The 20975-nt window shown below is 62.8% G+C and carries 20 protein-coding genes; 11 read left to right on the top strand and 9 right to left on the bottom strand.

Annotation, left to right across the window (positions count from 1 at the left end; translation table 11 throughout):
- Window positions 1-40 precede the first annotated feature (40 nt).
- Window positions 41-250 carry a hypothetical protein gene (locus GSQ83_RS19790; protein ID WP_158804593.1) on the top strand — a complete coding sequence of 70 codons (210 nt, stop codon included), beginning with the start codon at window positions 41-43 and terminating at the stop codon, window positions 248-250.
- Between the two features lie 38 nt (window positions 251-288).
- Here GSQ83_RS19790 and GSQ83_RS19785 read toward each other — a convergent pair whose 3' ends face one another.
- The gene (locus GSQ83_RS19785) at window positions 289-1728 is read right to left on the bottom strand and encodes an MATE family efflux transporter (RefSeq protein WP_158804592.1); all 1440 of its coding nucleotides are present in this window, start codon (window positions 1726-1728) and stop codon (window positions 289-291) included.
- A gap of 128 nt (window positions 1729-1856) precedes the next feature.
- Between GSQ83_RS19785 and GSQ83_RS19780 the strand changes: the two genes are divergently transcribed.
- The gene (locus GSQ83_RS19780) at window positions 1857-3416 is read left to right on the top strand and encodes an AAA family ATPase (protein ID WP_158804591.1); all 1560 of its coding nucleotides are present in this window, start codon (window positions 1857-1859) and stop codon (window positions 3414-3416) included.
- 123 nt (window positions 3417-3539) lie between these two features.
- Here GSQ83_RS19780 and GSQ83_RS19775 read toward each other — a convergent pair whose 3' ends face one another.
- Window positions 3540-4403: a tetratricopeptide repeat protein gene (locus GSQ83_RS19775; RefSeq protein ID WP_158804590.1), complete on the bottom strand. Its 864-nt coding sequence runs from the start codon at window positions 4401-4403 to the stop codon at window positions 3540-3542.
- Window positions 4404-4599: 196 nt separating this feature from the next.
- Between GSQ83_RS19775 and GSQ83_RS19770 the strand changes: the two genes are divergently transcribed.
- The 5 genes from GSQ83_RS19770 to guaA all read left to right on the top strand — a co-directional run bounded on the left by GSQ83_RS19770 (window position 4600) and on the right by guaA (window position 10673).
- A complete protein-coding gene (locus GSQ83_RS19770) occupies window positions 4600-5430 on the top strand; it encodes an energy transducer TonB (protein WP_158804589.1) in 831 nt (276 codons plus the stop codon).
- A 93-nt stretch (window positions 5431-5523) separates the two neighbouring features.
- Entirely contained in the window at window positions 5524-7026 is a 1503-nt protein-coding gene (gene guaB / locus GSQ83_RS19765; protein ID WP_158804860.1) for an IMP dehydrogenase, read from the top strand.
- Window positions 7027-7190: 164 nt separating this feature from the next.
- On the top strand, window positions 7191-8468 hold the full coding sequence (locus GSQ83_RS19760) for an RsmB/NOP family class I SAM-dependent RNA methyltransferase (protein ID WP_158804588.1): 1278 nt from the start codon (window positions 7191-7193) through the stop codon (window positions 8466-8468).
- Window positions 8465-9025 carry a GNAT family N-acetyltransferase gene (locus GSQ83_RS19755; RefSeq protein ID WP_158804587.1) on the top strand — a complete coding sequence of 187 codons (561 nt, stop codon included), beginning with the start codon at window positions 8465-8467 and terminating at the stop codon, window positions 9023-9025. The genes GSQ83_RS19760 and GSQ83_RS19755 overlap by 4 nt, the downstream gene beginning before the upstream one ends.
- A gap of 67 nt (window positions 9026-9092) precedes the next feature.
- Entirely contained in the window at window positions 9093-10673 is a 1581-nt protein-coding gene (guaA, locus tag GSQ83_RS19750; RefSeq protein WP_158804586.1) for a glutamine-hydrolyzing GMP synthase, read from the top strand.
- Window positions 10674-11072: 399 nt separating this feature from the next.
- On the opposite strand, the gene GSQ83_RS19740 is transcribed toward guaA, so the two are convergent.
- Complete coding sequence (locus GSQ83_RS19740; RefSeq protein WP_158804585.1) at window positions 11073-12059, bottom strand: lipoprotein signal peptide; 987 nt, start codon at window positions 12057-12059, stop codon at window positions 11073-11075.
- A 254-nt stretch (window positions 12060-12313) separates the two neighbouring features.
- Here GSQ83_RS19740 and GSQ83_RS19735 point away from each other — a divergent pair, with 254 nt between their 5' ends.
- Window positions 12314-12781, top strand: a complete 468-nt coding sequence (locus GSQ83_RS19735) for a DUF1203 domain-containing protein (RefSeq protein WP_158804584.1) — start codon at window positions 12314-12316, stop codon at window positions 12779-12781.
- A gap of 57 nt (window positions 12782-12838) precedes the next feature.
- On the opposite strand, the gene mtnK is transcribed toward GSQ83_RS19735, so the two are convergent.
- Window positions 12839-14140, bottom strand: a complete 1302-nt coding sequence (gene mtnK / locus GSQ83_RS19730) for an S-methyl-5-thioribose kinase (RefSeq protein ID WP_158804583.1) — start codon at window positions 14138-14140, stop codon at window positions 12839-12841.
- A gap of 305 nt (window positions 14141-14445) precedes the next feature.
- On the opposite strand from mtnK, the gene GSQ83_RS19725 reads away from it, so the two are divergent.
- Window positions 14446-14715: a hypothetical protein gene (locus tag GSQ83_RS19725; RefSeq protein ID WP_158804582.1), complete on the top strand. Its 270-nt coding sequence runs from the start codon at window positions 14446-14448 to the stop codon at window positions 14713-14715.
- A gap of 57 nt (window positions 14716-14772) precedes the next feature.
- On the opposite strand, the gene GSQ83_RS19720 is transcribed toward GSQ83_RS19725, so the two are convergent.
- Both GSQ83_RS19720 and GSQ83_RS19715 read right to left on the bottom strand, forming a co-directional pair.
- Window positions 14773-15438 (bottom strand): O-methyltransferase, encoded by a 666-nt coding sequence (locus GSQ83_RS19720; RefSeq protein ID WP_158804581.1) that lies wholly within the window; start codon window positions 15436-15438, stop codon window positions 14773-14775.
- A gap of 131 nt (window positions 15439-15569) precedes the next feature.
- Window positions 15570-15788 carry a hypothetical protein gene (locus GSQ83_RS19715; RefSeq protein ID WP_158804580.1) on the bottom strand — a complete coding sequence of 73 codons (219 nt, stop codon included), beginning with the start codon at window positions 15786-15788 and terminating at the stop codon, window positions 15570-15572.
- A 304-nt stretch (window positions 15789-16092) separates the two neighbouring features.
- Here GSQ83_RS19715 and GSQ83_RS19710 point away from each other — a divergent pair, with 304 nt between their 5' ends.
- Window positions 16093-16560, top strand: a complete 468-nt coding sequence (locus tag GSQ83_RS19710) for a RidA family protein (RefSeq protein ID WP_158804579.1) — start codon at window positions 16093-16095, stop codon at window positions 16558-16560.
- Between the two features lie 14 nt (window positions 16561-16574).
- On the opposite strand, the gene GSQ83_RS19705 is transcribed toward GSQ83_RS19710, so the two are convergent.
- From GSQ83_RS19705 to GSQ83_RS19695, 3 genes are all read right to left on the bottom strand, one after another.
- Window positions 16575-17318, bottom strand: coding sequence for a 3-oxoacyl-ACP reductase family protein (locus tag GSQ83_RS19705; protein ID WP_254065795.1), 744 nt, complete (start codon window positions 17316-17318; stop codon window positions 16575-16577).
- A gap of 269 nt (window positions 17319-17587) precedes the next feature.
- Window positions 17588-18340, bottom strand: coding sequence for an alpha/beta fold hydrolase (locus GSQ83_RS19700; protein ID WP_216850365.1), 753 nt, complete (start codon window positions 18338-18340; stop codon window positions 17588-17590).
- Between the two features lie 166 nt (window positions 18341-18506).
- The gene (locus tag GSQ83_RS19695) at window positions 18507-18701 is read right to left on the bottom strand and encodes a hypothetical protein (protein WP_158804577.1); all 195 of its coding nucleotides are present in this window, start codon (window positions 18699-18701) and stop codon (window positions 18507-18509) included.
- A gap of 467 nt (window positions 18702-19168) precedes the next feature.
- Between GSQ83_RS19695 and GSQ83_RS19690 the strand changes: the two genes are divergently transcribed.
- A complete protein-coding gene (locus GSQ83_RS19690; protein ID WP_158804576.1) occupies window positions 19169-20968 on the top strand; it encodes a sulfatase-like hydrolase/transferase in 1800 nt (599 codons plus the stop codon).
- Window positions 20969-20975 lie beyond the last annotated feature (7 nt).

The following is a 20975-nucleotide window of genomic DNA, read 5'->3' as shown; positions in this document are numbered from 1 at the left end:
AGACTGCTTCAAAGCATCAACCACGGGAGGAGCTCTACTCATGCGTATCAGCCGTATCGTTATTGCTCTGGCGTCTAGCCTATGCCTGTCCCCGGCACTGATCACGGCCGTCGACGCCCAGAGTACCGGCACGCCGGTCAACGCGGCAGGACAGCCGTCTATTTCCGGGACGCCCTATGTCAAAACGCACAAGCGTCACCACCGGCTTATGTATGGCAAGCACTACAACCCGAATAAATTTTCCAAGTGAATCGACGCGTCGTGCAGTCATTGCACCGTGGCGCGCGGCTATTCGTCCTTACTGCTGATGTAATCCGCCATGGCGCCTCGGGCGGTGGCAATTGGGATGATCTGCGGCCCGCGCGGCGGTGACGCGGCGACCAGGCGGCGCGTCACCGCGAAAGCCGTCACCACCGCCGCCATCCCGAATACCACCGATCCCGCCGCCTGCCCGACCAAAACGCCGCCGGGGCCGTAACGCTCGCCGATCCAGACGAAGGGAATGGTGCCGAGTGTCGCTCGGCCCCAATTAAAGACCGTCGCCAAGGCCGGCCGGCCGAGATTGTTGAACGCCGCATTCGCGACAAATAGCGCGCCGATAAACAAAAAGCCGGAGGCTGTCCAACTGCAGAACAGCGCGACCAGCATGGCCGTCGTGCCGGTGGCGGAGAAGCCGCGGATAAGCGGCTCCTGCACGGCCGCCAGAATCGCCCAGGCCATCAGCACCGCGAGCACCATGAACAGCAGGCTCGACCGGATCGTCTCACGCACGCGGTCCGGCCGCCCGGCCCCGAGGTTCTGCGCCACGATCGCGCCCACCGCCCCCGTCAGCGCGTAGATCACGCCGAAGGCCACCGGCGTGATACGATCGATCGTCGCCTGGCCCGCCACCGCAGCGTTGCCGAACTGGGCCATGGCATGGGTCACGAAGGCACCGCTCACCGGCGTTGCGATATTTGTGAGGATCGCGGGTCCAGCGATGCGGCCGACCTTCAGTAGGTCGCTGAGGTAGGCGGGGCGCGACGGACGCCCCAGCAAATCGCCTTTGAGCACGTAACGCAGGCCGAGCCCCGCCAGAATGAAGCGCGAAAGCACAGTGCTGATCGCGGCTCCCACAAGCCCGAGATGAAGGCCGAAAATGAACAACGGATCGAGTGCCGCGACCGCGAAGGCGGCATAGAGCGTTACGTTCATCGCTCGCCTTGCAGCGCCCGAGGCCCTCAGCAGAGCCGCCGATCCCATGCCGACCGCGATCAGCGCGGCCGAGGGCGAGGTGATGACAAGAAAGACCGCCGAGAGCCTGGCGGTCTCCCCCTCCGCATGCAGCAGCCGCAATAGCGGCCAGCGCGCCAGCGCCGTCGCGATGCCGAGAACGAAGGCCACCGCCACCATGGTGATCAGGCTATGGGTCGCGATCCGGCGCGCCCGGGCCATGTCGCCTGCCCCGATCGCGGCCGAGACCACGGCCCCGATGCCGATCGTCATGCCGATGCTGGTCGAGATCTGGAAGAAGCCGATCGTGCCCGCGAATCCGATCGCGGCGGCGACCGGCTTGGTGCCCAGCCGAGAGAGGTAGAAGAGGTTGAGGAGATCGACCGCGAAGACCGCTACAAGGCCGACCGCGCCCGTCGTTGCCATGACGACGACATGCCGCATAATCGAACCGGTAACGAAGGCCGCCGGGCGGGCGGAGAGCGGAGTAGGCTTCGCGGCCACGGGGCGCGGCATAGGGACTCGCCGTTCTTGTGTGCGGGTTTATGTCATAACAGTGCAAAAGAACTAGTGGTGTAGTTCGCAGGAGACTTGTTCACTGCTTAAGCCTTCCCTCAGGGGTTTGTGTGCAAGCTTGCGGGATCGTGAGCCTCACCCTTCGTAGGTTGCGCAGCCGGTTTCAGGACTGGCCCGAGCGCTTAGCTTTCAGCCACCGTCGCGCCTGCAAGGCGGCTGTCGAGGCGCTAGCTCGCGAACGTGCCGTGTGCTTGCTCTGCGGCGCGGCTGGCATTGGCAAAAGCCTGGCGATGCGCGCGATACTCATCGAACTCACGGCGCGGGGATTCGCCATCGTTCAACTCGACGCGGCCCGAGAGTCCATCGATCCGCTCGATGCAAAGATTCAGGCACGGCGATCGGCCTGCGGTGCGGCCGCGTCCTTGGTGGTAATGATCGACCATCTCGAGGCGATCGGACGCGACGGCCTGAAGACTCTGGAACGGGTCGTAACCATCGCGCTCGAGCGCGACCGCCGCCTGCGCTTTCTTCTCGCCGGACTGCCGGAGTGCTGGACCTGGATCAGCATTCTGGGGCTCGAAACCCTGCAAGGCAGCGTCATTATTGGCCTCCAGCCACTTCCGCCTGACGAAGCGGCGCGACATTTCGCCCGCATCTGGGGAGATCTCGGTTCGGCTGAGCCTCCGCCGGCCGCTGCCGCTCAACGCGCTTTGAGATTCGCCGAAGGCAACCCGCGCGCGATCGACAATGCGGCGGTCGCACTGCTCCGCTCGCGGCGATGGGCGGAGCGGCTTCGCGACTCGATATCCAGTGAAATCGAATGCCGCTTCACTCCCTTCCTGCTCATGATGGTCGCGCTGACGATTAGCGTAGCCGCCCTCGGGCTCGGCGCGGCGGCGTGGCATGGTCTCCGATCGGCCGGGGGGCCACCTCCGCTGCTTGAAGTCACCTTGGCGCCGGAACCGACGATAGCGCTCCTGGTGTTGACTGCCGCCTCTCCTTCGTCCGACGCATTCACGACGATTTGCATCCCCGCGCCGGCGATGCGCGCCTGGTCGATGCGGCGGACCCGCGCAATCCGCAACCTCAGCCGCCTTGTCCTGGCGGCGCGCGCTTTCCAGCGGCGGTTCGGGGTCCTCGTGCGAGAAGAGGAAGTCCTGCGTTTCCGGACGGAGCGAGCTGAACTCGAACGCCCGGCTGCTGACCGGGCCACGCATCTCCCCGTGCTACCGCCAGGCTTGCCGTGGTTGCGCCATGATGGCGTCGTGTCTCAGAACAAAGGCGCTCATGAAGTTGATAGCTCCATGCTGGGTCTTACCGAACCCGCGGCTTTCTCCCGTAAATCCGCAAGTGACCTCATCAGCGAGCCGTTCACTCTAGCGGCCTTACGCGGGCCGCCGGGCCGCCAGGGGACCAAGCGGGCTCTTCCGACTTCGGTCGCGGCGCCTGCTCCTGGGAAAACTTCTCGTGGCGTGGATTTCGCGAGGAAGATGTCGCGAGCTACTGCCGCCCCACCGATGGTTCTCTCGGCCACTTCCGGCGATAGCTTGAGATCCCTTTATGCGCGGGTCTATCGCGGATTTACGGCGCCGCCCTTCTCGGTGGTGCGGGCTGCCAACGGCGCGACGATCAAGCCGGGCGACCTCGTCGTCTTCCCCGCGCCACCACACGGATGGAGGCGGCGTTAGGGTTTGCTCGCGGCAAATGGCGGGCGCGCGTGGGCAATTGCCCATATGCTCGCGCCGAGACGGCCTCTTCGTCTTTCTGCGGGCGTACATTTCGCGCGGAACGCCTTTGGTCGAACCGCTGGATTAACCGCCAAGACGCCGCGCGACAGCCGCGAGCGCGATCGCCGCCAAGCCAAGCAGTCGCTTGTCCTTGGTGGTCCGGGCCGCCTGGCCATACCAGCGTATCGCAGCCTCAGGATCTGGCGGAAGGCCGATGCCGGTCTCGTAGCAATAGCCAAGGTCGTAGGCGGCGAGCGGATCGCCGGCTTGAGCGGCCTGCCGAAAAACCGCCGCCGCCTGCGCCGCTTCCCCAGGCATGCGGGTGAGGAGAGACCGTTGGGCGCGGACGAAGGCGGCCGGGCTCACAGTACGTGATGCGCCGCCCGGTTTCGCTTTGCTCGCCAGATCAAGCCGTGCCGGCTCCGCACCGTCGTTCGCCGCCTGCCGGAGGAGAAGACTGGCTAGCCGCTGGTCTCGCGGCACGCCGTCTCCGGCTTTGTAGAGCAGCCCCAATCGATACTGAGCCAGTTTATTTCCCAATGCGGCAGCGCGCGCGTAATAGCCTGCGGCGACGGAATGGTCGGCGGCAACGCCACGACCAATCTCATACATGGCGCCCACCCAGTAGCTGGCGTCTGCACTGCCCAGTTGTGCGGCGATCTCGAACCAGGCCAGCGCCTGAGCGGAATCCTGTCCGACGCCATGCCCAGTATCGTAGGCGATACCGAGATCGAGTGCGGCGCGGGGGTCGCCGCTTCCAGCCGCACCGGTCAAGGCTCTCACAGCCTCTGCATCTTTCCCGGCGGCGAAGGCGTGCTGCCAGGCCGCGACTTTAGCCTTGCCCGCAGAATCTGAACTGGCGAGTGCGGCGCTCGGAAGCCCGATTGTCGTGAGAACGAGGAGCAGCGCCAGCCGCGCCAGCCATGATGTGATCTTCGCTGGCTTCATTGCGGCGTTATGCGACGCCGGGCTTAATTTGTTGTTAAGACGTATTGAAAATAATGGCCCTTGTGTAACGCACCACCGAGGGGCCGATTCGATGAGCCGACTGTTCAGCCAAATGATCGGCCGGAGGACCCGTGCCGCAGCGATCCATGACTATTCGCCACGAGCCTAGTGGAAAGCGCGTCAAGGGAGTTGTCGCATGGACATTGATACGATCGACCCGCGAGCGGTCAAAATCATGTCCGACATCCTGGCACTCACCATCGATGAGCAGGATGGCGTTGCTCTATCCGCCCTCAGCCGCATCCGGCGGCGGGCGAGGGAAAGCGCTGTCACGGGCGGCGGCTTGAAGGAGACGTTCCGTCGCCTCGTCCATATCAGTGGCATGGTCTCGTCCGAGGAACTCGATCATGCCAGTTCTCTCGGTGGCCCGGGGGCGGCGCCGGCGATGGTCGGCCGGCTGACCTCGCAGGTCGATGCGCTACGCTCTCAGCTCGCCTATGCCGAGCAACTCCGCTTGCAAGATGCGGCGGACTTCGTGCGGCGACGGCGGCGCGACGTATTCGGCGGGGTTGGCTACGGCGTGATGATCGGCGCCGCGACAATGGTGCTGGCGGCCGTCGCGGTCTGGGCGACCTTTCCCTCAGTCCGGCATCCGCCGCATCGGCTGGTAGCAGCGCTCGATTTTCGTTCAGCGGTGCCCGAGATGCTTGCGGTCCAGGATTACCCCGCGGATGCCGCACGTCGTGGCGACCAGGGCATGGTTACGCTTGCCCTGTCGATCGGTCCGCAAGGGGAGGTGACTGCGGCCCAGCTGGCTCGAAGCAGTGGCAGCACGGAACTTGACGAGGCCGCGCGGCAATGGGCCTGGAGCTGGCGCTTCCGGCCGGCGGAGGTCGATGGCCGGCCGATCGCCAGCACGCGCATGATCCGACTTCGCTTCGATCTGGCGCGGGGAGACCCTGGAAGTACTGTGAGTGGCCCGTTGGATGGCGGCGTAAGCACGGCAGGGTCGCGTTCGCTTCCTTGATCTGTAACCTGCGCGAGCGTAAGCGGGGGCGCCAAGGCTCCGCAGGACGTGTACGCCATGGCACTTGAAGATGACCTCTCTCCCGAAAATTCGATGGAAAAGGCGCTCGACCTTCCTCGGGGGGTGATCACGCGGCCTCCGATCGAGGAGGCGCTCGCCTTTGACGATGTGCTGCTGGTGCCTAATTACTCGCAGGTTTTGCCGAGCAGCGTATCGACGCGCGCGAGGTTTACCCGTGGCATCGGCCTGAACATCCCGCTTATCGCGGCGGCAATGGACACGGTGACGGAGGGCGGCATGGCGATCGCCATGGCCCAGCTTGGCGGCATCGGGGTGATCCACAAGAATCTCAATATCGAGGAGCAGGCGGCGCAGGTCCGCCGCGTCAAGCGCTTCGAATCCGGCATGGTGGTCGATCCGCTGACGATCCACCCGGACGAAACTCTCGCCGATGCCCGCAAGCTGATGGCCGCGCACCGCATCAGCGGCATCCCCGTCGTCGAGCGGTCCACCCGCAAGCTGGTCGGCATTCTCACCAACCGGGACGTGCGTTTCGCCACTGATCCAGGCGAACTCGTCGCCTCCCTCATGACCCATGACCGGCTCGTGACAGTGCAGGAAGGCGTGAACCCTGACGAGGCGCGTGGCCTGCTGCATAAGCATCGCATCGAGAAACTGCTGGTGGTTGATGACGCCTATCGCTGCGTCGGATTGATCACCGTCAAGGATATGGACAAGGCGGAAGCCTATCCGCTCGCCAACAAGGATGATCTCGGTCGCTTGCGGGTCGCGGCCGCCACCGGCGTCGGCGAGGATGGCGAGAAGCGGGCGGCGGCGCTGATCGCCGCCGGGGTCGATGTCATCGTGGTCGATACCGCGCACGGTCATTCGGCGGGCGTGATGCGGGCGATCGAGCGCATCAAGCAGCTGTCCAACGCGGTCGAGGTTGCCGCTGGCAATATCGCGACGCCGGATGGCGCCGAGGCGCTGATTGACTCTGGCGCGGATGCGGTGAAGATCGGCATCGGGCCCGGTAGCATTTGCACGACTCGCGTGGTCGCGGGCGTCGGCGTGCCGCAATTCTCCGCCGTGCTCGAATGCGCCGCCGCCTGCCGTGCGATGGGCGTGCCCGCCATTGCTGATGGCGGCATCCGTACCTCCGGCGATCTGGTGAAGGCCATCGCGGCGGGCGCCAATGCGGTCATGGTCGGCAGCCTTCTGGCCGGCACGGACGAGGCGCCGGGCGAGGTCTTCCTGTATCAGGGCCGCAGCTACAAATCCTATCGTGGCATGGGCAGCCTCGGCGCCATGGCGCGGGGCTCGGCCGACCGCTATTTCCAGCAGGACATCAAGGATCAGCTCAAGCTCGTGCCCGAGGGGATCGAAGGCCGCGTTGGCTACAAGGGTCCGGTTTCGGCCGTGGTGCACCAGCTGGTCGGCGGTTTGCGCGCCGGCATGGGCTACGCCGGCAGCCCTGACGTCGCCGAATTGCAGCGCAGCGCACGTTTCCGCCGCGTCACCGGCGCCGGCCTGCGTGAGAGCCATGTGCACGACGTCGCGATTACCCGCGAGGCTCCGAACTATCGCCAGGACTGAGGGCCGGCTGGCTTCTCCCCTTCCTAAAAGGGAGGGGCCGGGGGTGGGTTCATGACGTAACCCACTCCGGATGGGTTCATGAGGGACCTATCCGCTCTAGTCTGATGGACGCGGCCACCCAACCCCGGCCCCTCCCTCCCAGGGAGGGGGGACAGGAATCTGCTTTGACCCCCAATGCCCGCCTCGCCGGCGCGATCGAGCTTCTGGAGGCGATCGCGGCGGCGCCGCGCAAGCCAGCTGATGCCGTCGCCAACGACTTCTTCCGCGCCCGACGCTTCATTGGCAGCAGTGATCGCAAGGCGATTTCTGAGCAAAGCTGGGCCGTTCTTCGCCACCAGCGCCGCCTCGCCTGGTGGGTCGAACGCGCCCAAGGCGAGGCGACTCCTCGCCTGATGATTGGCGCCATGGCGGTGCTGAACGGTGATCCGGCAGGCAAGGTTGCCGCCCGCTATTCCGGCGGACGCTATGCCCCCGCGGAGCTTTTGCCCGAGGAATTCGAGATCCTGCGACGACTTGAGGGCCATAATCTCGGCCATCCCGCGATGCCGGATGCCGTGCGCCTGGAGATACCCGACTGGGTGCTGCCGCTCTTCAAAGCCCGCTTCGGCGCCGAGACCGAGCGCGAGGTCGGCGGCCTTCTGGCACCGGCGCCGCTCGACCTTCGGGTTAACCTGCTCAAGGGCGATCGGGCCGCCGCGCTGGTGGCTCTTGCCGCCGAAGGTATCGAGGCAAGAGAGACGCCACTGAGCCCCTGGGGCTTGCGCATCGAAGGCCGCAAGCCGGTCGTGACGGGTGACGCTTTCCGCGCCGGATTGGTTGAGATCCAGGATGAGGGCAGCCAGATCGTGGCGCTCCTGGCCTCTGCAAAACCGGGAATGCGGGTGATCGACTACTGCGCGGGTGCTGGCGGCAAAACGCTCGCGCTCGCCATGACAATGGACAATCGCGGCCAGATCACCGCCTGCGATACCTCGGCACCGCGTCTGACCAGTGCGGTTCGCCGCTTGCGCCGCGCCGGCGTCCACAATGTGGAGCAGCACCAGTTGGTGGATGGCGACAAATGGGCCAAGCGGCGGCGGGAAAGCGCGGATCGCGTGCTGGTGGACGCACCCTGCACCGGCACCGGCACCTGGCGCCGCAATCCAGACGCCCGTCTTCGACTGACCGAGCGGGATCTCGCGGAATTAGTGGTGAAGCAGGCCGCCATATTGCAGGATGCGTCTCGGCTGGTTCGCAAAGGGGGCTGGCTGATCTACGCTACTTGCTCGCTGCTGCCGCCGGAGAATGAGGACCAGGTGAAAGCCTTCCTTGCCGCCAACCCCGACTTCACCCCCCTGGATCCGGGGGTCGAGGGCGTGAGGATGCGGGATGGCCAGCTCCGGCTGAGCCCGGCGCGGGATGGAACCGATGGCTTCTTCGCCGCCGTTTTGGAGCGGCGATGACCGGCGCGCCGGAAACCGACCTCGTCGCTATCCGCGCGGCTGTTCCTTCTGATGCCACGGCGATCGCTGGCGTTCATGTCGCATCCTGGCGCAGCGCCTATGCCGGGATCTTGCCCAATCACTCGCTGACCGGTCTCTCCATCCCTCGCCAGGCTGGCTATTACGGCCGCCTCATCGGTGACGGGCAGATCGTGCGGGTGGCCGAGGCGCGCAGCGGCGCCCCGGTCTCTGGCCTAGTGGTGGGCTTCGTCACGGCTCGGCGCATTTCTCGCGCCGTGGCCGCCGAGGGCGAAATCGAGACGCTCTATGTGCTGGACGACTGGCGCGAGCGCGGGATCGGCCGCCGTCTAATCCAGAGCGCGGGCGCGGCGTTGAAAGCGGCCGGCTGCCGCAGTGCCTTCGTCTGGGTACTAAGCGAAAACCCGAATCGGTGGTTCTACGAGCGCCTCGGCGGGGTTCGGATGATGGAGGGTCAGGTCGGCGTGGGTGGCGTTGCCCAGCCGCAGACCGCTTATCGCTGGGACCCTATCGAGATCCTGGCCGAGGCTCAGGCTTAAACCTTCCGCGCGGCTGCGTTTCCGCAGCCCGGCTTGTCAGGCGGCCGACCGCACGGCATATCGCGCCATGGAGCAGATCACCGCCGCCCTTCACGCTGACCGCGTCCTCATCCTGGACTTCGGGAGCCAATTCACGCAGCTCATCGCCCGCCGGGTACGCGAAAGCGGCGTGTATTCCGAGATTTGGCCGTTCAGCGCGAGCGAAGCCCGCATCCGCGAATTTGCGCCGCGCGCCATTATCCTGTCGGGCGGCCCGGCGAGCGTCACCGAGGAGGTCTCCCCGCGCGTTCCCGAGGTTGTCTTTACCCTCGGCGTTCCTGTGCTCGGTATCTGCTACGGGCAACAGGCGATGTGCCTGCAGCTCGGCGGCCTGGTCGAAGGGCATGACCACCGCGAATTCGGCCGCGCCTTTGTCGAGGTGACCGAGCCCTGCGCGCTGTTCGATGGCATCACGGATGGCTGGGCGCCGGGCGCGCGCGAACAGGTTTGGATGAGCCATGGCGATCGCGTCACCGCCCTGCCGCCGGGCTTCCGGGCCGTGGCGGCCAGCGAGGGCTCGCCCTTCGCGGTGATCGCCGATGATGAGCGGCGTTTCTACGGCGTACAGTTCCACGTCGAGGTCGCGCATACACCACATGGCGCGGCGATCCTTCGCCACTTCACGCACCACGTCGCGGGCTGCGCCGGCGACTGGACGATGGCCGGTTTTCGCCAGAGCGAGATTGCCAAGATCCGGGCGCAGGTGGGGCAGGGGCGGGTGATCTGTGGCCTCTCCGGCGGCGTCGATTCGGCGGTCGCGGCGGCGCTCATTCACGAGGCGATCGGTGATCAGCTCACCTGCATCTTCGTCGACCACGGCCTGTTGCGGCAGGGCGAGGCCGATGAGGTGGTGCAGGTCTTCCGTGACCGCTTCAACATCACCCTTGTTCACCGCGACGCCTCTGAAATGTTCCTCAGCGCGCTAGAGGGCGTCTCGGATCCGGAGCTTAAGCGCAAGACCATTGGCGGCCTCTTCATCGATGTCTTCGAGGAGGAAGCGGTCAAACTCGGTGGCGCCGACTTCCTCGCACAAGGCACGCTCTACCCGGATGTAATTGAGAGCGTGAGCTTCACGGGTGGACCTTCGGTCACCATCAAATCGCACCACAATGTTGGTGGCTTGCCGGCGCGCATGCGGATGAAACTGGTCGAACCACTGCGGGAACTCTTCAAGGATGAGGTGCGGAAACTCGGTCTGGAACTCGGCCTGCCGCCCTCCCTTATCGGCCGCCACCCATTCCCGGGCCCTGGTCTCGCCATCCGCATCCCTGGCGCGCTGTCCGCCGAGAAGCTCGACCTCCTCCGCCGGGCGGATGCGATCTTCCTCGAGGAGCTGCGGACAGCGAAGCTATACGACGCGATCTGGCAGGCCTTCGCCGTGCTGCTCCCTGTGCGCAGTGTCGGCGTAATGGGCGATGGCCGCACCTACGACCTGGCCTGCGCCCTGCGCGCCGTGACAAGCACCGATGGCATGACCGCGGATGTCTATCCCTTCGACATGGCCTTCCTATCCCGCGTCGCCAACCGCATCGTCAACGAGGTTCGCGGCATCAACCGCGTCACCTACGACATCACCAGCAAGCCACCTGGAACGATCGAGTGGGAATGAGGGGCGATCGGCGGCGGTTGTTTGCTGCTATCCTGCCACTACCTCACTGTTGATTGTACCAGCAGCCGAGTCGGCACGCCAAGCACTGGGCCGGCCGCTGCGAGCCGCTAATCAAGCGCATGCACCGTGGCGCCATGCTCCGAAGCTGTTGCTAGGTGCAGGGCATCCGCGGCGCGAATCCTCAGCGCTTGTTGATCGACGAACTTCGCTGCCGCCCGGAAACGCGACCCGATCGACGAGCTCGCTCAGATGTGCATGGTGTCTGCCAGACTGATCGCGTCCATATCACACTCATGACCATAAAGATGGTCATATAGCGCATGAGGGTTAACAGATTCCGGGGGTGGGCCGCACATGCTACGGGCGCACGGTTCGGGGACTTACGCATCACTCCGCGCCCTATCGCCGCACCCCGAGGGTCCTGTCGAAGAACTTCAACGCGGCGTTGCCGATGTATTCGTGCAGCTTCGCCCGGTCCACGCCGGGGGCGTCGTTGCAGGCTTCCGGATAGTTGTCGCGTCCAATCTGGTCGCACTCATTGTCGAAAATCTCGTGGTTGACCTGGCCGGGCAACACGTCGAGCTGAGCCTGCGGAATATACTTTGCCGCAAAGGCCGCGTTGTCCTCGGGTGGCGTCGTGGTGTCGCCGGCTCCGACGATGAGGTAGGCCGGGATCGCCATCTGCCCGAGCCCCGCCGCATCCATGCCGAAGCCCTGGATGTCGCCAGGAGCCATCGCAAAGGCTGCCTTAACGCGATCGTCGCGCAGCGCTCGGGTAGGGCCCGCGTCGAGGCTCATCTGGTCTCGCAGATAGGCCGGCACGATCGCGTTGTTCTTCCATCCGCGCTGATACGCCACGAATAGATCCGGATTGACCTGGGCGCCCCCGATCCAGAGTGCGGTAAATCCCCCCTGCGAATGTCCCGCCACGCCAATCTGGTTCGGGTCGATGTGCGGACCCCAGACCTTGTTCTGGAGCAGGTAAGAAATGTCCAGGCTGATGTCGCGCGGTCGCTGCCAAATCCTGTTGCGCACATAGAGCGCGCTCGAATCAAATGTATTGGCTCGATAGTGATAGACCATCGCAACGAGATAGCCGTGCGATGCAAGATATTCGCCGAACCAGGCGTAGACTGAGCCGTTACCGCCCGCCCCATGCGAAAACATGACGAGCGGACGCTTGAGGCCATCGGATACGATCGGGGCATCCTTGTGCAGGTGCAAGTTGGTGGCGAGGAACACCTTGAATGAAGCAGATCCAACCGCCGGAGCTGCCGGATAAATCATCATAAGATCTAGAGGTCTGCCGCCCTCGGCCGGATCGACGAATTCCAGTTGTGTCATTCCGACGGGATACAGGGCGGTCGGCAACGCGGCTTGGGCCATGGCGCTGGCCGGCCAAACTAGACCGTAACAAATGGCGCCCAAACAAAGGACGAGGCATAGGAGAAAGCGAGCAGGGCAATTTCGCCGCAGACAAAGGCGTCGCATGTTTGGACCCCCGTTTTGTAACTCGACAACTAGACTAGTTGGGCAGAGCACACGAGAGGGATTTGCCAGCCGAATTGGACAGCAAGAAGCGGATAGTGGCCGTCGCGCTCAGCCTCCTAGGAAGGGGCGGTCACGAATAGGAGATTTCCATGGCCTTCCGGATCACCGGCCTGTCGCCGAAGCCTTTCCAACACCTCTTCGGACTGCCTGACGACGAATTGGCCAAACACGGCGCGAGACGCTGCGTCGCCGACGAGGTTCCAGGCTTCCCTTGCCGAATCGAGATGCGCGACGCGGAGCTAGGTGAAACGTTGCTTCTGCTCAATCACACCTGCCAACCCGCCGACACGCCTTACCGCGCTTCGCATGCCATCTTCGTGCGCGAAGGTGCAACCGAGACTTATAACCAAATGGATCAAGTGCCGGAGGTCATGCGCCGACGTGCGCTTTCGCTACGCGCCTATGATGCCGCGGGCATGATGCTCGACGCGGATCTTGTCGAGGGGGCGAACATCGAGCCAGTCATTGCCCGGATGTTTGTCAACTCCAGTGTGGAATACATCCACGTCCACAACGCCAAGCGGGGCTGCTACTCTGGCCGGGTCGATCGAACCTAGTCTTTCCATCGAGTGATCTCCGTGGCGACACACTGCATCCGCCACGGGGGCTCGGCATCAAAGATGGCGTGTCTCCGTCGGGAAGAGGCCGGCATTCTCGAAGCGGGGAAGGGCGGCGACCACTGCGGCAATGTCGCGATAGCGCTCGGGGTAGAGCAGCAGCGAACGCGCGAAAGCAAGCGCGCCGGCTTGTGCATGCGAGCGTGCCTCGAGGTCATCGATACTGAGGAAATCGGCGACCTGTGCGAAGCCTAGGATTCGTCGGATGATCTTGCACGCAAGAAAAGCAAGCGCGTCCGAGAAGATATCGGCCACGTAGGCCCGGCGCAGGGTTTCCAGTCTCGAGGATGCGGCAGCATCACCGAAATGGCTTGCCGGAAAGCCGTCCGCCTCGCCTTTGAATGCACGCCAATGTCCTAGGAATTGCGCCTCGAATCGCTGCCAGAAGATCACGATATCGGCGGCGACCAAATCGCGGAAGCGCCTGTCAGGCTCTGGCGCCGCAGGATGAAACGGCTCCGCGTACCAAGCCATGATGTAGTGGGCGATAAAATTGCCGACATCGAACCCGGACGGCCCAATCCATGCGAATTCACCGTCGATGATGCGCGTGTCGTCTTGTGTTGCCAAGATCGAGCCCGTGTGCAGATCACCATGTATGAGCGACTGCGCCTTGGTCAGATAGGCAATCCGAGCGCGCGCGACCGCTCCCTTCAGGTCGACATCGTTACGCAATGCAGCGGCCCAGGGCACAAGACGCTCGCTTATCACGTTGCGAAGCGCGCTCGTATAAGGATCGATGAAGACGAGATCGACCGAAATGCGCTGCAGAGCGACATTGCGTGAGAAGATCGCCTGATCCGCGCACTTCACTTCAAACGGCGCGGCAAGGTCCGAGGTATAGAACGACGCTGCGGCAACAAAGGCAGCGACGTCGATTGGAACGCGAGGATGATGAATTCCCTCGATCATCGCCTTGCGCAGAATGACGTGGGGCTCGAGCTTTTCCATGACGATGATGAATTGAACTTCATCGAAATGGTAGATTTTCGGCAAAAGGGTCCCGACGAATGGTTCGAGCCGGCTCGTATAGCTATATTCAAAGAAGGCGCGGTTTATGTCCATCGGCCAGCTTTCTCCGGCCACGCGGACGTAGGGCAAGGCTTGCTTGACGCACAGGCCGCCGTCAGGACCGTCGATGAGGAAAACAGAATTGAGATTGCCGTCGGCGACATCACGGCATGCCCATTCGGACGGCAGCCCGCCGAGGTGCTCAGCAAGCGTGCTGTGATTGGCGAGATAGGCCGAGACGTCCGACGCCGTCAGGATGTGATAGTCGGTACTAGGTCCGTCTAGCATAGCGAGTTACGCCGCCTTCCCGTTACGAGCTTGCCAGTTTGGCCGAAACGGTCCAATGGCGGCGATCGATGTTGCCCACGGTCATCCCTCAGTCTTCGGCCTCTTGTTGCATCCAAGATACCCCTGGCGGACACCCCGAACAACCCAATCCTCAGAACGTTCGCCTTTTGGGTGGGGGTGGAGTTGCTTCGAGTGTCATTGTTTCGCCGCTAAACCTTCACAGAAACCGGCATTGGATACGTTCCGCCGTTCACCACGTCGCGGTTGTGGGTTGCACCCCACTTCACATTCGACGGGAGTATTCGATGCGTCCAATTCACAGTCTGGTCTTCGCGGCGGCTCTTGCACTGGCGCCTCCGGCCGCCAGCTTTGCGGCGTCAGGTTCTGACGTTTCGCCTGCCACAACACGCGCGGCGGTCGCGGGACCCGTTAGCAACAAGCCGTTTGGAGAAACCAAGGGTTACAGCCTGTCGCCGACGAATGGGGCTGCGGGCGGCGGCATGGCCTCCAGCGGAGGCATAAAAGCGGGCGGGCAGAGCCGGCAATTGGCGGTAACGACATCCACCGCCGGCTGACGCGATCCGTACACGGCGGCTACGGGGTGTTTGGCACGACAGTAAGCCTGGTGACGATTAGCGAACAATCGCCAGCATCAGGCCATCCCAACCCTTGCTGCCGACAGTCTGGATCGCCGTGGCATCAAGCCTAGGTTCTGCGGCGATCATGTCGAAGAACTGGCGCGTTCCTATGACTCCAGGATCCGCACTCGTCACGTCGGCCACGGCACCGTCGCGCACAACATTGTCGCCGATGATGACCGTGCCCGGCCGTGCCAGCCTGACGGCCCAGGCAAGGTAATGAGGGTTATTGGGCTTGTCGGCATCGATGAAGATGAGGTCGAAGGGAGCAAGTCCCTCCGCCTCTATCTGCGGAAGAGTGTCCAGCGCGGGACCGACGCGGATGTCGACCCGATCGGCGACTCCTGCTCGATCGAGATTTCGGCGTGCCACTTCCGCGTGCCGGGGCTCGGCCTCTAAGGTTACGACGCGACCATCCGAGGGCACGGCGCGCGCGAGCCATATCGTCGAATACCCACCGAGAGTGCCGACCTCAAGCACGCGCCGCGCACCGGCCATGCGGGCGAAAAGATACAGCAGCTTTCCTTGGTTTGGAGACACATCGATGGCGGGCAGGCCAGCGGCCTTGTTCGCCGCGAGACTGTCCTCGAGCGCCTGATCCTGGGGCACGAGGCGGTCGACGATGTAGTCGTCAACCCGACTCCACTGCTTCTGGCTCATTGTCTATCCCCGCTCTCGATAGCCGACACGCCCTACCTGCTTCGCCCGCGTCGCAGTAAAGCATGCCACGACTTTGCTCGATTCGTTGGAGTGCCGGTAACACAGGTCCATCGTATTCGCATCGCGCAAGGTCAAAGCATACTCCCCATCATCATCGAGGAAAAAGCCGGATTGTCTGGGCCAATCGCGCCGATCAAGGTTTCCCTGAAAATTCCGGCTGTCGATTGGCCGCTGAACCGGTTTCCTTCCTGATGATCAAAGACAAAGGTGAATTGCAACGATTTCGACGGGAAATTGGGGCCGCTATGTTCTGGCACCCTGTAGGGATTGGCTCCGACGAAGACGGCCATAGGCTTTCCTACCCAGGTTCCTTTAAGACAGGCGCATCTTGTGCGAATGCAGCCGTCGCCACGGCGAAGGCAGCCTAAAATACGGCGCGGAACATGTCTATTTACCCACTGCTACCGGCGAGACCCATTCGAGCAACTCCACCAGCGTAGCTTAGGCCGTCACGTCCCTTCCCGCAATAATCGTGCTGACTTCACCCATCCAAGCGCGTGGTTCGCGTGGTGGGGATCTTGACGCCGAGCAGTATCTTGTCCGAAGCAGGAGATGCACGCTGCAGCGTGCCAACGCAAAAAAGGAGGAACGAACATGTCCACCGCGGAACAAAGGCTGGCCGAACTTGGTCTGGAACTACCGCCGCCCCCTGCGGCTGTTGCCTCATACGAGCCATGGGTTCGCGCTGGTAACATGATCTACACGTCGGGGCAGTTGCCCTGGCGCGATGGCAAAACCTTGCTGTTCAAGGGCACCATCGGGCGGGAACTGACGGTCGATCAGGGCGTTGAGGCTTGCAAGCTCAGCACCTTGAACGCCATCGCCCAGCTCAAGGATGCCGTCGGTAATCTGGAGCGCGTCCGGCGTATCGTGCGGCTCGAGGGCTCGATCAATATCGCGCATGGTTATACCGACGACGCTCCGAAAGTCCTGAACGGCGCCTCAGAAACCCTGAACGCCGTCTTCGGTGAGCGCGGCCGGCACAGTCGGATGATATACACCTTTCCAGAGATGCTGTTGGGCGTGGCTTGTCTTATTGTCCTATGGGCAGAAGTTGACTGACGAGCACGCGCGAATCACGCGTTGGTGCCGCCGTCCACGGTCAAATTCGCTCCGGTTATATAAGCTGCTTCCGGGCCCGCAACGAAGGCCACCAACGCGGCGACATCCTCGACGTGACCGTAGCGCTTGAGCGCCGTATTGGCCAATTGCGGAGCCGCCCAATCACCCGCGGCGGGATTCAGATCCGTGTCAATGGGACCCGGCTGGATATTGTTGACCGTGATACCGCGGCTGCCGATTTCTCGTGCCAACCCCTGCGTGAACATCTTCACTGCGCCTTTCGTGGCCGCGTAGGCAACCAATCCGGGTGTCATCATGCGTTCGCCGACGCAAGAACCAATCATGATAATGCGGCCGCCGTCCTGCATGTGCCGCAACGCGGCTTGTGTCGCGATGAACGTACCGCGAAGGTTGATGTTGATGACTTTATCGAGCTCCTCCAGCCTTGTTTCCTCGAATGGCTTCGGAATGGCGGTGCCGGCATTGTTCACGAGCACGTCCAGCCGACCGAAGGTGGCGATTGTCTTTTCCACAGCGGCCGTGACTGCCTCGGCATTGGCGGCATCCGCTTCGATCGCAATCGCCTTTCCACCGGCGCGTTCGATCTCTGTCACGACGGAGGCAGCCGCGTCAGCACCTTTGGTGTAGGTAATCGCGACACTCGCCCCGTCGGCGGCCAATCGTTTTGCGATTCCTGCGCCAATTCCGCGCGAACCTCCGGTGACGAGGGCTGTTTTGTTGGTCAGGCTTGCCATCATGGATTTCCTTAAGCGTTAGCGCTGTTATTTGGAGTCGAATGTTGCACTGATCTCAACTGAGGGAGCGGGAGCAGTCATCGCCGCTCGATTCCCTTCAACTCGTCGGCTACCTTGCCGCCAGCTTCGCCGCTCGTGCTCAGGTGGAATCTGGCGACAAACATCTAAGCGTTGATGATGGCGGGAGGAAAAGACTTTGTAGGGTGAGGGGGATGCCTAGAAGGTATAGGCAGTGAGATGGCGCCAAGGCGCCTCCATGGCATCTTCCGCTGTCAATTCTCTTGAGGATTGCTAGCCGAGCATCCCGATAAGATGACGCCGCTTAGCCGCGCGGCCTCCAGCACCGCAGCGTAAACGACGTCAGGCCGATCGACCTGGATGAAGTGGCCGCTGTGGTTGACGACTTCGAGGTGACCTCTCGGGGAGAGCGCGGCCGTGCGCGACTGCACCTGCCGCCATAGCGCCTCACGCTGCGGCGTGTCGTCGTGATTCGTTGCCGCCAGGACGATCAGGGGGACCGGAGGGAAGGGCGGTCCCGAAAGAAGGGCCGCCTCGCTGGGTGCCACGCCGGCTTCCTCAGCGGCGGAAATCGAACCAGGTGTAAGCGGCGCGGTTGAGACGAAGACACCCGGTGGTTCCAAAGGGCTCGCGGCGTCCACCAGCACAACCGCCGCGACATCTTTGGGATTACCGCGCGCGAAGGCTTGGACGTAGAGCCCGCCGAGGGAATGGCCGACGAGGATATAGGGCGGTGCAGCGCCGATCATTCGCAAAAGCCGCGCGAGATCATCGGCGACGCTGTCAGCCATCACAGGCAGGTTGTTCGGCCGCGCTGGGCTAGCGCCGACGCCGGCACGATCGTAGACGACGACCCTCACGCATGCGGCGAGACGTGGCCCCACCCGGTCCCAGCTTGCCATACCCAAACCCTGCCCCGACTCGAAGACGACAGTGGGCCCTGCATGTCCCTGCAGCCGGTAGGCGAGCTGGCTCTCGTCGCGATCTGGCTGAACGGGTTCAGCCACGCCACGCACAGCGCACAGCGCAAATACAGGGACAAGTGCGAGAAAAAGGAGAGGCCGAGCATGCATCGTACCTCTCCATCGTGCCGACCACGACACCCGAGTTGCGTGATCGGCAGCCCGCCCCGCACACCGCCCGCTGGGCAATCGGCGTGTAGGTTCGGGCCGATCAGCCAGGCCGGAGGGAGGCCCCCTCCCGACGCAATTCGCAGATCACTCCGTTGACGTGCTGCCAGTATTCGAAGTCGGCGCTGTCGCCCTGATGCCGCATTTCGTCCGCACGCTCCTGAGCGATCGCTTGTGCGCGCATTCCGTGCAGGCGGATCATCTTTTTGGCCGTATCAACTATTTTTTCTAGTTGCACAACTGTCCTCCCCTGTGCTCGCGATGATGTGAGGTGCGTGCCCATGCGCCCCGCTCACCAACGCGCTGGGATACTAAGCGGCCTTAATGCAGGACGCGACTCGTTCGTTCCGGCCTTTGCAATGCCCTGGCATGTTTTGAAAGCATAGACGGCAAGCTGAGCTCTTCCTGCAAGGGCAGATCACGCACAGGCAATGGCGTATGACCAAACGAAGTTCATGGCGACAGCTCCGTCACATCCCCGTAAATGCCGGTTCCACCACTAAGATGGAAATCTATTGCAAGGCCAAAATCCTTCGGATAAAAATATTTCTGTCATCGAGTATTACGAACCAGCGAAAGTTCGACCGCCGATTTTACGATGTTATTCTCGCCGTGCTCCGGCAATCCTGCGCAGACGAGCGCATAGTGCAGGATAAGGAAGAGGCAACGGCAAAGGATTGAGTTAGGCTACAGAGGATTGACTATATGACAGAGCCGGACGGCCTTCCCAAACCATCCCGTCGCGCGATTCTCGGCTCGGGGACGGCGGCGTTGCTTGGCCTCAACTTATTTCCTGGAGCGGCACGATCTGCCAGGGCAGCCGATCAGGCTCCGGCCGCGCCGATCCAGGCGCCCGATTCGCCGCCTGCGGGCTACAACATCCTCTTTATTCTGGTCGATCAGGAGCACTTCTTTCCGAAGTGGCCTTTTCCGGTGCCGGCGCGGGAGTGGTTGAAGTCGAAAGGCATCACCTTCACCAATCACCAGGCTGCGTCCTGTGTCTGCTCGCCGGCGCGGTCCGTCATCTACACCGGTGAGCACATCCAGCATTCCGGCGTCTTCGACAATCTCAACTACCTGTGGCAGCCTGACATGTCGACGTCCGTGCGAACGATCGGCGATCGCATGCAGGAGCTCGGCTATCACGCTGCCTACCAGGGCAAGTGGCATCTCAGCTATAATCTCGACCAGACCAAGACGGCGATCGACGCGCCCACCGCTGACTACCGCAAGATCATTGAGAGCTACGGTTTCGCCGATTTCTACGGGGTCGGCGACCTCATCGACAGCGGTCTCGGCGGCTATACCTTTGACGGAATGACGGCGAATACCGTGACCACCTGGATGCGCCGGCAGGGTGAGGAGCTGCGAGCGAAAGGACAGCCTTGGTTCCTTGCCGTCAATTTCGTCAATCCGCACGATGTAATGTACATCAATTCCGACCTGCCGGATCACGTGGTCCAGGGCAAAAAATATGCCATCTCGATCTTCCCGACGCCTGAAGACAAACTGTATCAGACGCGATGGGATGATCTGCCGCTGCCCGCGAATCGCAGCCAGCCCCTGAATGCGCCCGGCCGCCCCAAGGCCCATGCGATCTATCAATCGATCCAGGATATGATGGTCGGCCAGTGGCCCGACGAGGATCGCCGGTGGCATGTGCTTCGAGACTATTACTACAATTGCATCCGCGACTGTGATCAGCAGGTATTGCAGGTGCTCAAGGCGCTCGAGGACAACGGGATGGATAAAAACACGATTGTTGTCTTCAATGCGGATCACGGTGAACTCGGCGGCCATCATCAGATGCGGGGCAAAGGGAACTGCACTTACAAAGAGCAGAACCACGTGCCTCTCATGATCGTGCATCCGGCCTATCCCGGTGGAATGGACTGCGAAGCGATTACTTCACAGATCGACCTCGTGCCGACGATGATCGCGCTCACCGGGCTGGACGAGACCGCGCGTGCCAAGGCGGCAGACGGCCTCAAGGGGCGTGACTTCTCCGGTCTGCTCGCGGCTCCGGCGGCAGCGAAGGCCGATAGCCTGCGGGCGGCTGCCCTGTTCAACTACAATATGCTTTCCTACCAGGATGTCGTCTGGGCAGAGCACTTTGTCGACTTGATGTTCTCCGGCTCGGTGACCAATGCCGACAAGATCCAGACAATGTTGAAAAACGACCCGGACTTCTACGATCGTGTTGCGATCCGCAGCGTCTTTGACGGGCGATACCGCTTCTCGCGCTATTTCGGCCCGATGCAGTTCAACACTCCAAAAACGCTGGAAGAGTTACTCGGCAAGAACGACCTGGAGCTTTACGATCTCCAAGAGGATCCGGATGAGATGAACAATCTTGCGAGCGATCCAGTCAAGAATGGCGACAAGCTGGTTGCCCTGAATACCGTTACGAATGATCTCATCGCGTCGGAGGTCGGCGTAGACGACGGCAGCTTCTTGCCGATCCGCGACGGCAAGTGGTATTTCCCTCCCTCAAGCGAACGGTGAGGATCTA

Source organism: Acidisoma sp. L85, from assembly GCF_009765865.1.
Classification (GTDB): domain Bacteria; phylum Pseudomonadota; class Alphaproteobacteria; order Acetobacterales; family Acetobacteraceae; genus Acidisoma.
The sequence above is the reverse complement of the archived record's forward strand: the minus strand, read 5'-3'. Positions and strand labels throughout refer to the sequence as shown.

Bases quoted from the DNA above. Each gene is read 5' to 3' on its own strand.
- GSQ83_RS19790 (WP_158804593.1), top strand. From the start codon at position 41: ATGCGTATCAGCCGTATCGTTATTGCTCTGGCGTCTAGCCTATGCCTG.
- GSQ83_RS19785 (WP_158804592.1), bottom strand. From the start codon at position 1,728: ATGCCGCGCCCCGTGGCCGCGAAGCCTACTCCGCTCTCCGCCCGCCCG.
- GSQ83_RS19775 (WP_158804590.1), bottom strand. From the start codon at position 4,403: ATGAAGCCAGCGAAGATCACATCATGGCTGGCGCGGCTGGCGCTGCTC.
- GSQ83_RS19770 (WP_158804589.1), top strand. From the start codon at position 4,600: ATGGACATTGATACGATCGACCCGCGAGCGGTCAAAATCATGTCCGAC.
- guaB (WP_158804860.1), top strand. From the start codon at position 5,524: ATGGAAAAGGCGCTCGACCTTCCTCGGGGGGTGATCACGCGGCCTCCG.
- GSQ83_RS19755 (WP_158804587.1), top strand. From the start codon at position 8,465: ATGACCGGCGCGCCGGAAACCGACCTCGTCGCTATCCGCGCGGCTGTT.
- guaA (WP_158804586.1), top strand. From the start codon at position 9,093: ATGGAGCAGATCACCGCCGCCCTTCACGCTGACCGCGTCCTCATCCTG.
- GSQ83_RS19740 (WP_158804585.1), bottom strand. From the start codon at position 12,059: ATGGCCCAAGCCGCGTTGCCGACCGCCCTGTATCCCGTCGGAATGACA.
- GSQ83_RS19735 (WP_158804584.1), top strand. From the start codon at position 12,314: ATGGCCTTCCGGATCACCGGCCTGTCGCCGAAGCCTTTCCAACACCTC.
- mtnK (WP_158804583.1), bottom strand. From the start codon at position 14,140: ATGCTAGACGGACCTAGTACCGACTATCACATCCTGACGGCGTCGGAC.
- GSQ83_RS19725 (WP_158804582.1), top strand. From the start codon at position 14,446: ATGCGTCCAATTCACAGTCTGGTCTTCGCGGCGGCTCTTGCACTGGCG.
- GSQ83_RS19720 (WP_158804581.1), bottom strand. From the start codon at position 15,438: ATGAGCCAGAAGCAGTGGAGTCGGGTTGACGACTACATCGTCGACCGC.
- GSQ83_RS19715 (WP_158804580.1), bottom strand. From the start codon at position 15,788: ATGGCCGTCTTCGTCGGAGCCAATCCCTACAGGGTGCCAGAACATAGC.
- GSQ83_RS19710 (WP_158804579.1), top strand. From the start codon at position 16,093: ATGTCCACCGCGGAACAAAGGCTGGCCGAACTTGGTCTGGAACTACCG.
- GSQ83_RS19705 (WP_254065795.1), bottom strand. From the start codon at position 17,318: ATGATGGCAAGCCTGACCAACAAAACAGCCCTCGTCACCGGAGGTTCG.
- GSQ83_RS19690 (WP_158804576.1), top strand. From the start codon at position 19,169: ATGACAGAGCCGGACGGCCTTCCCAAACCATCCCGTCGCGCGATTCTC.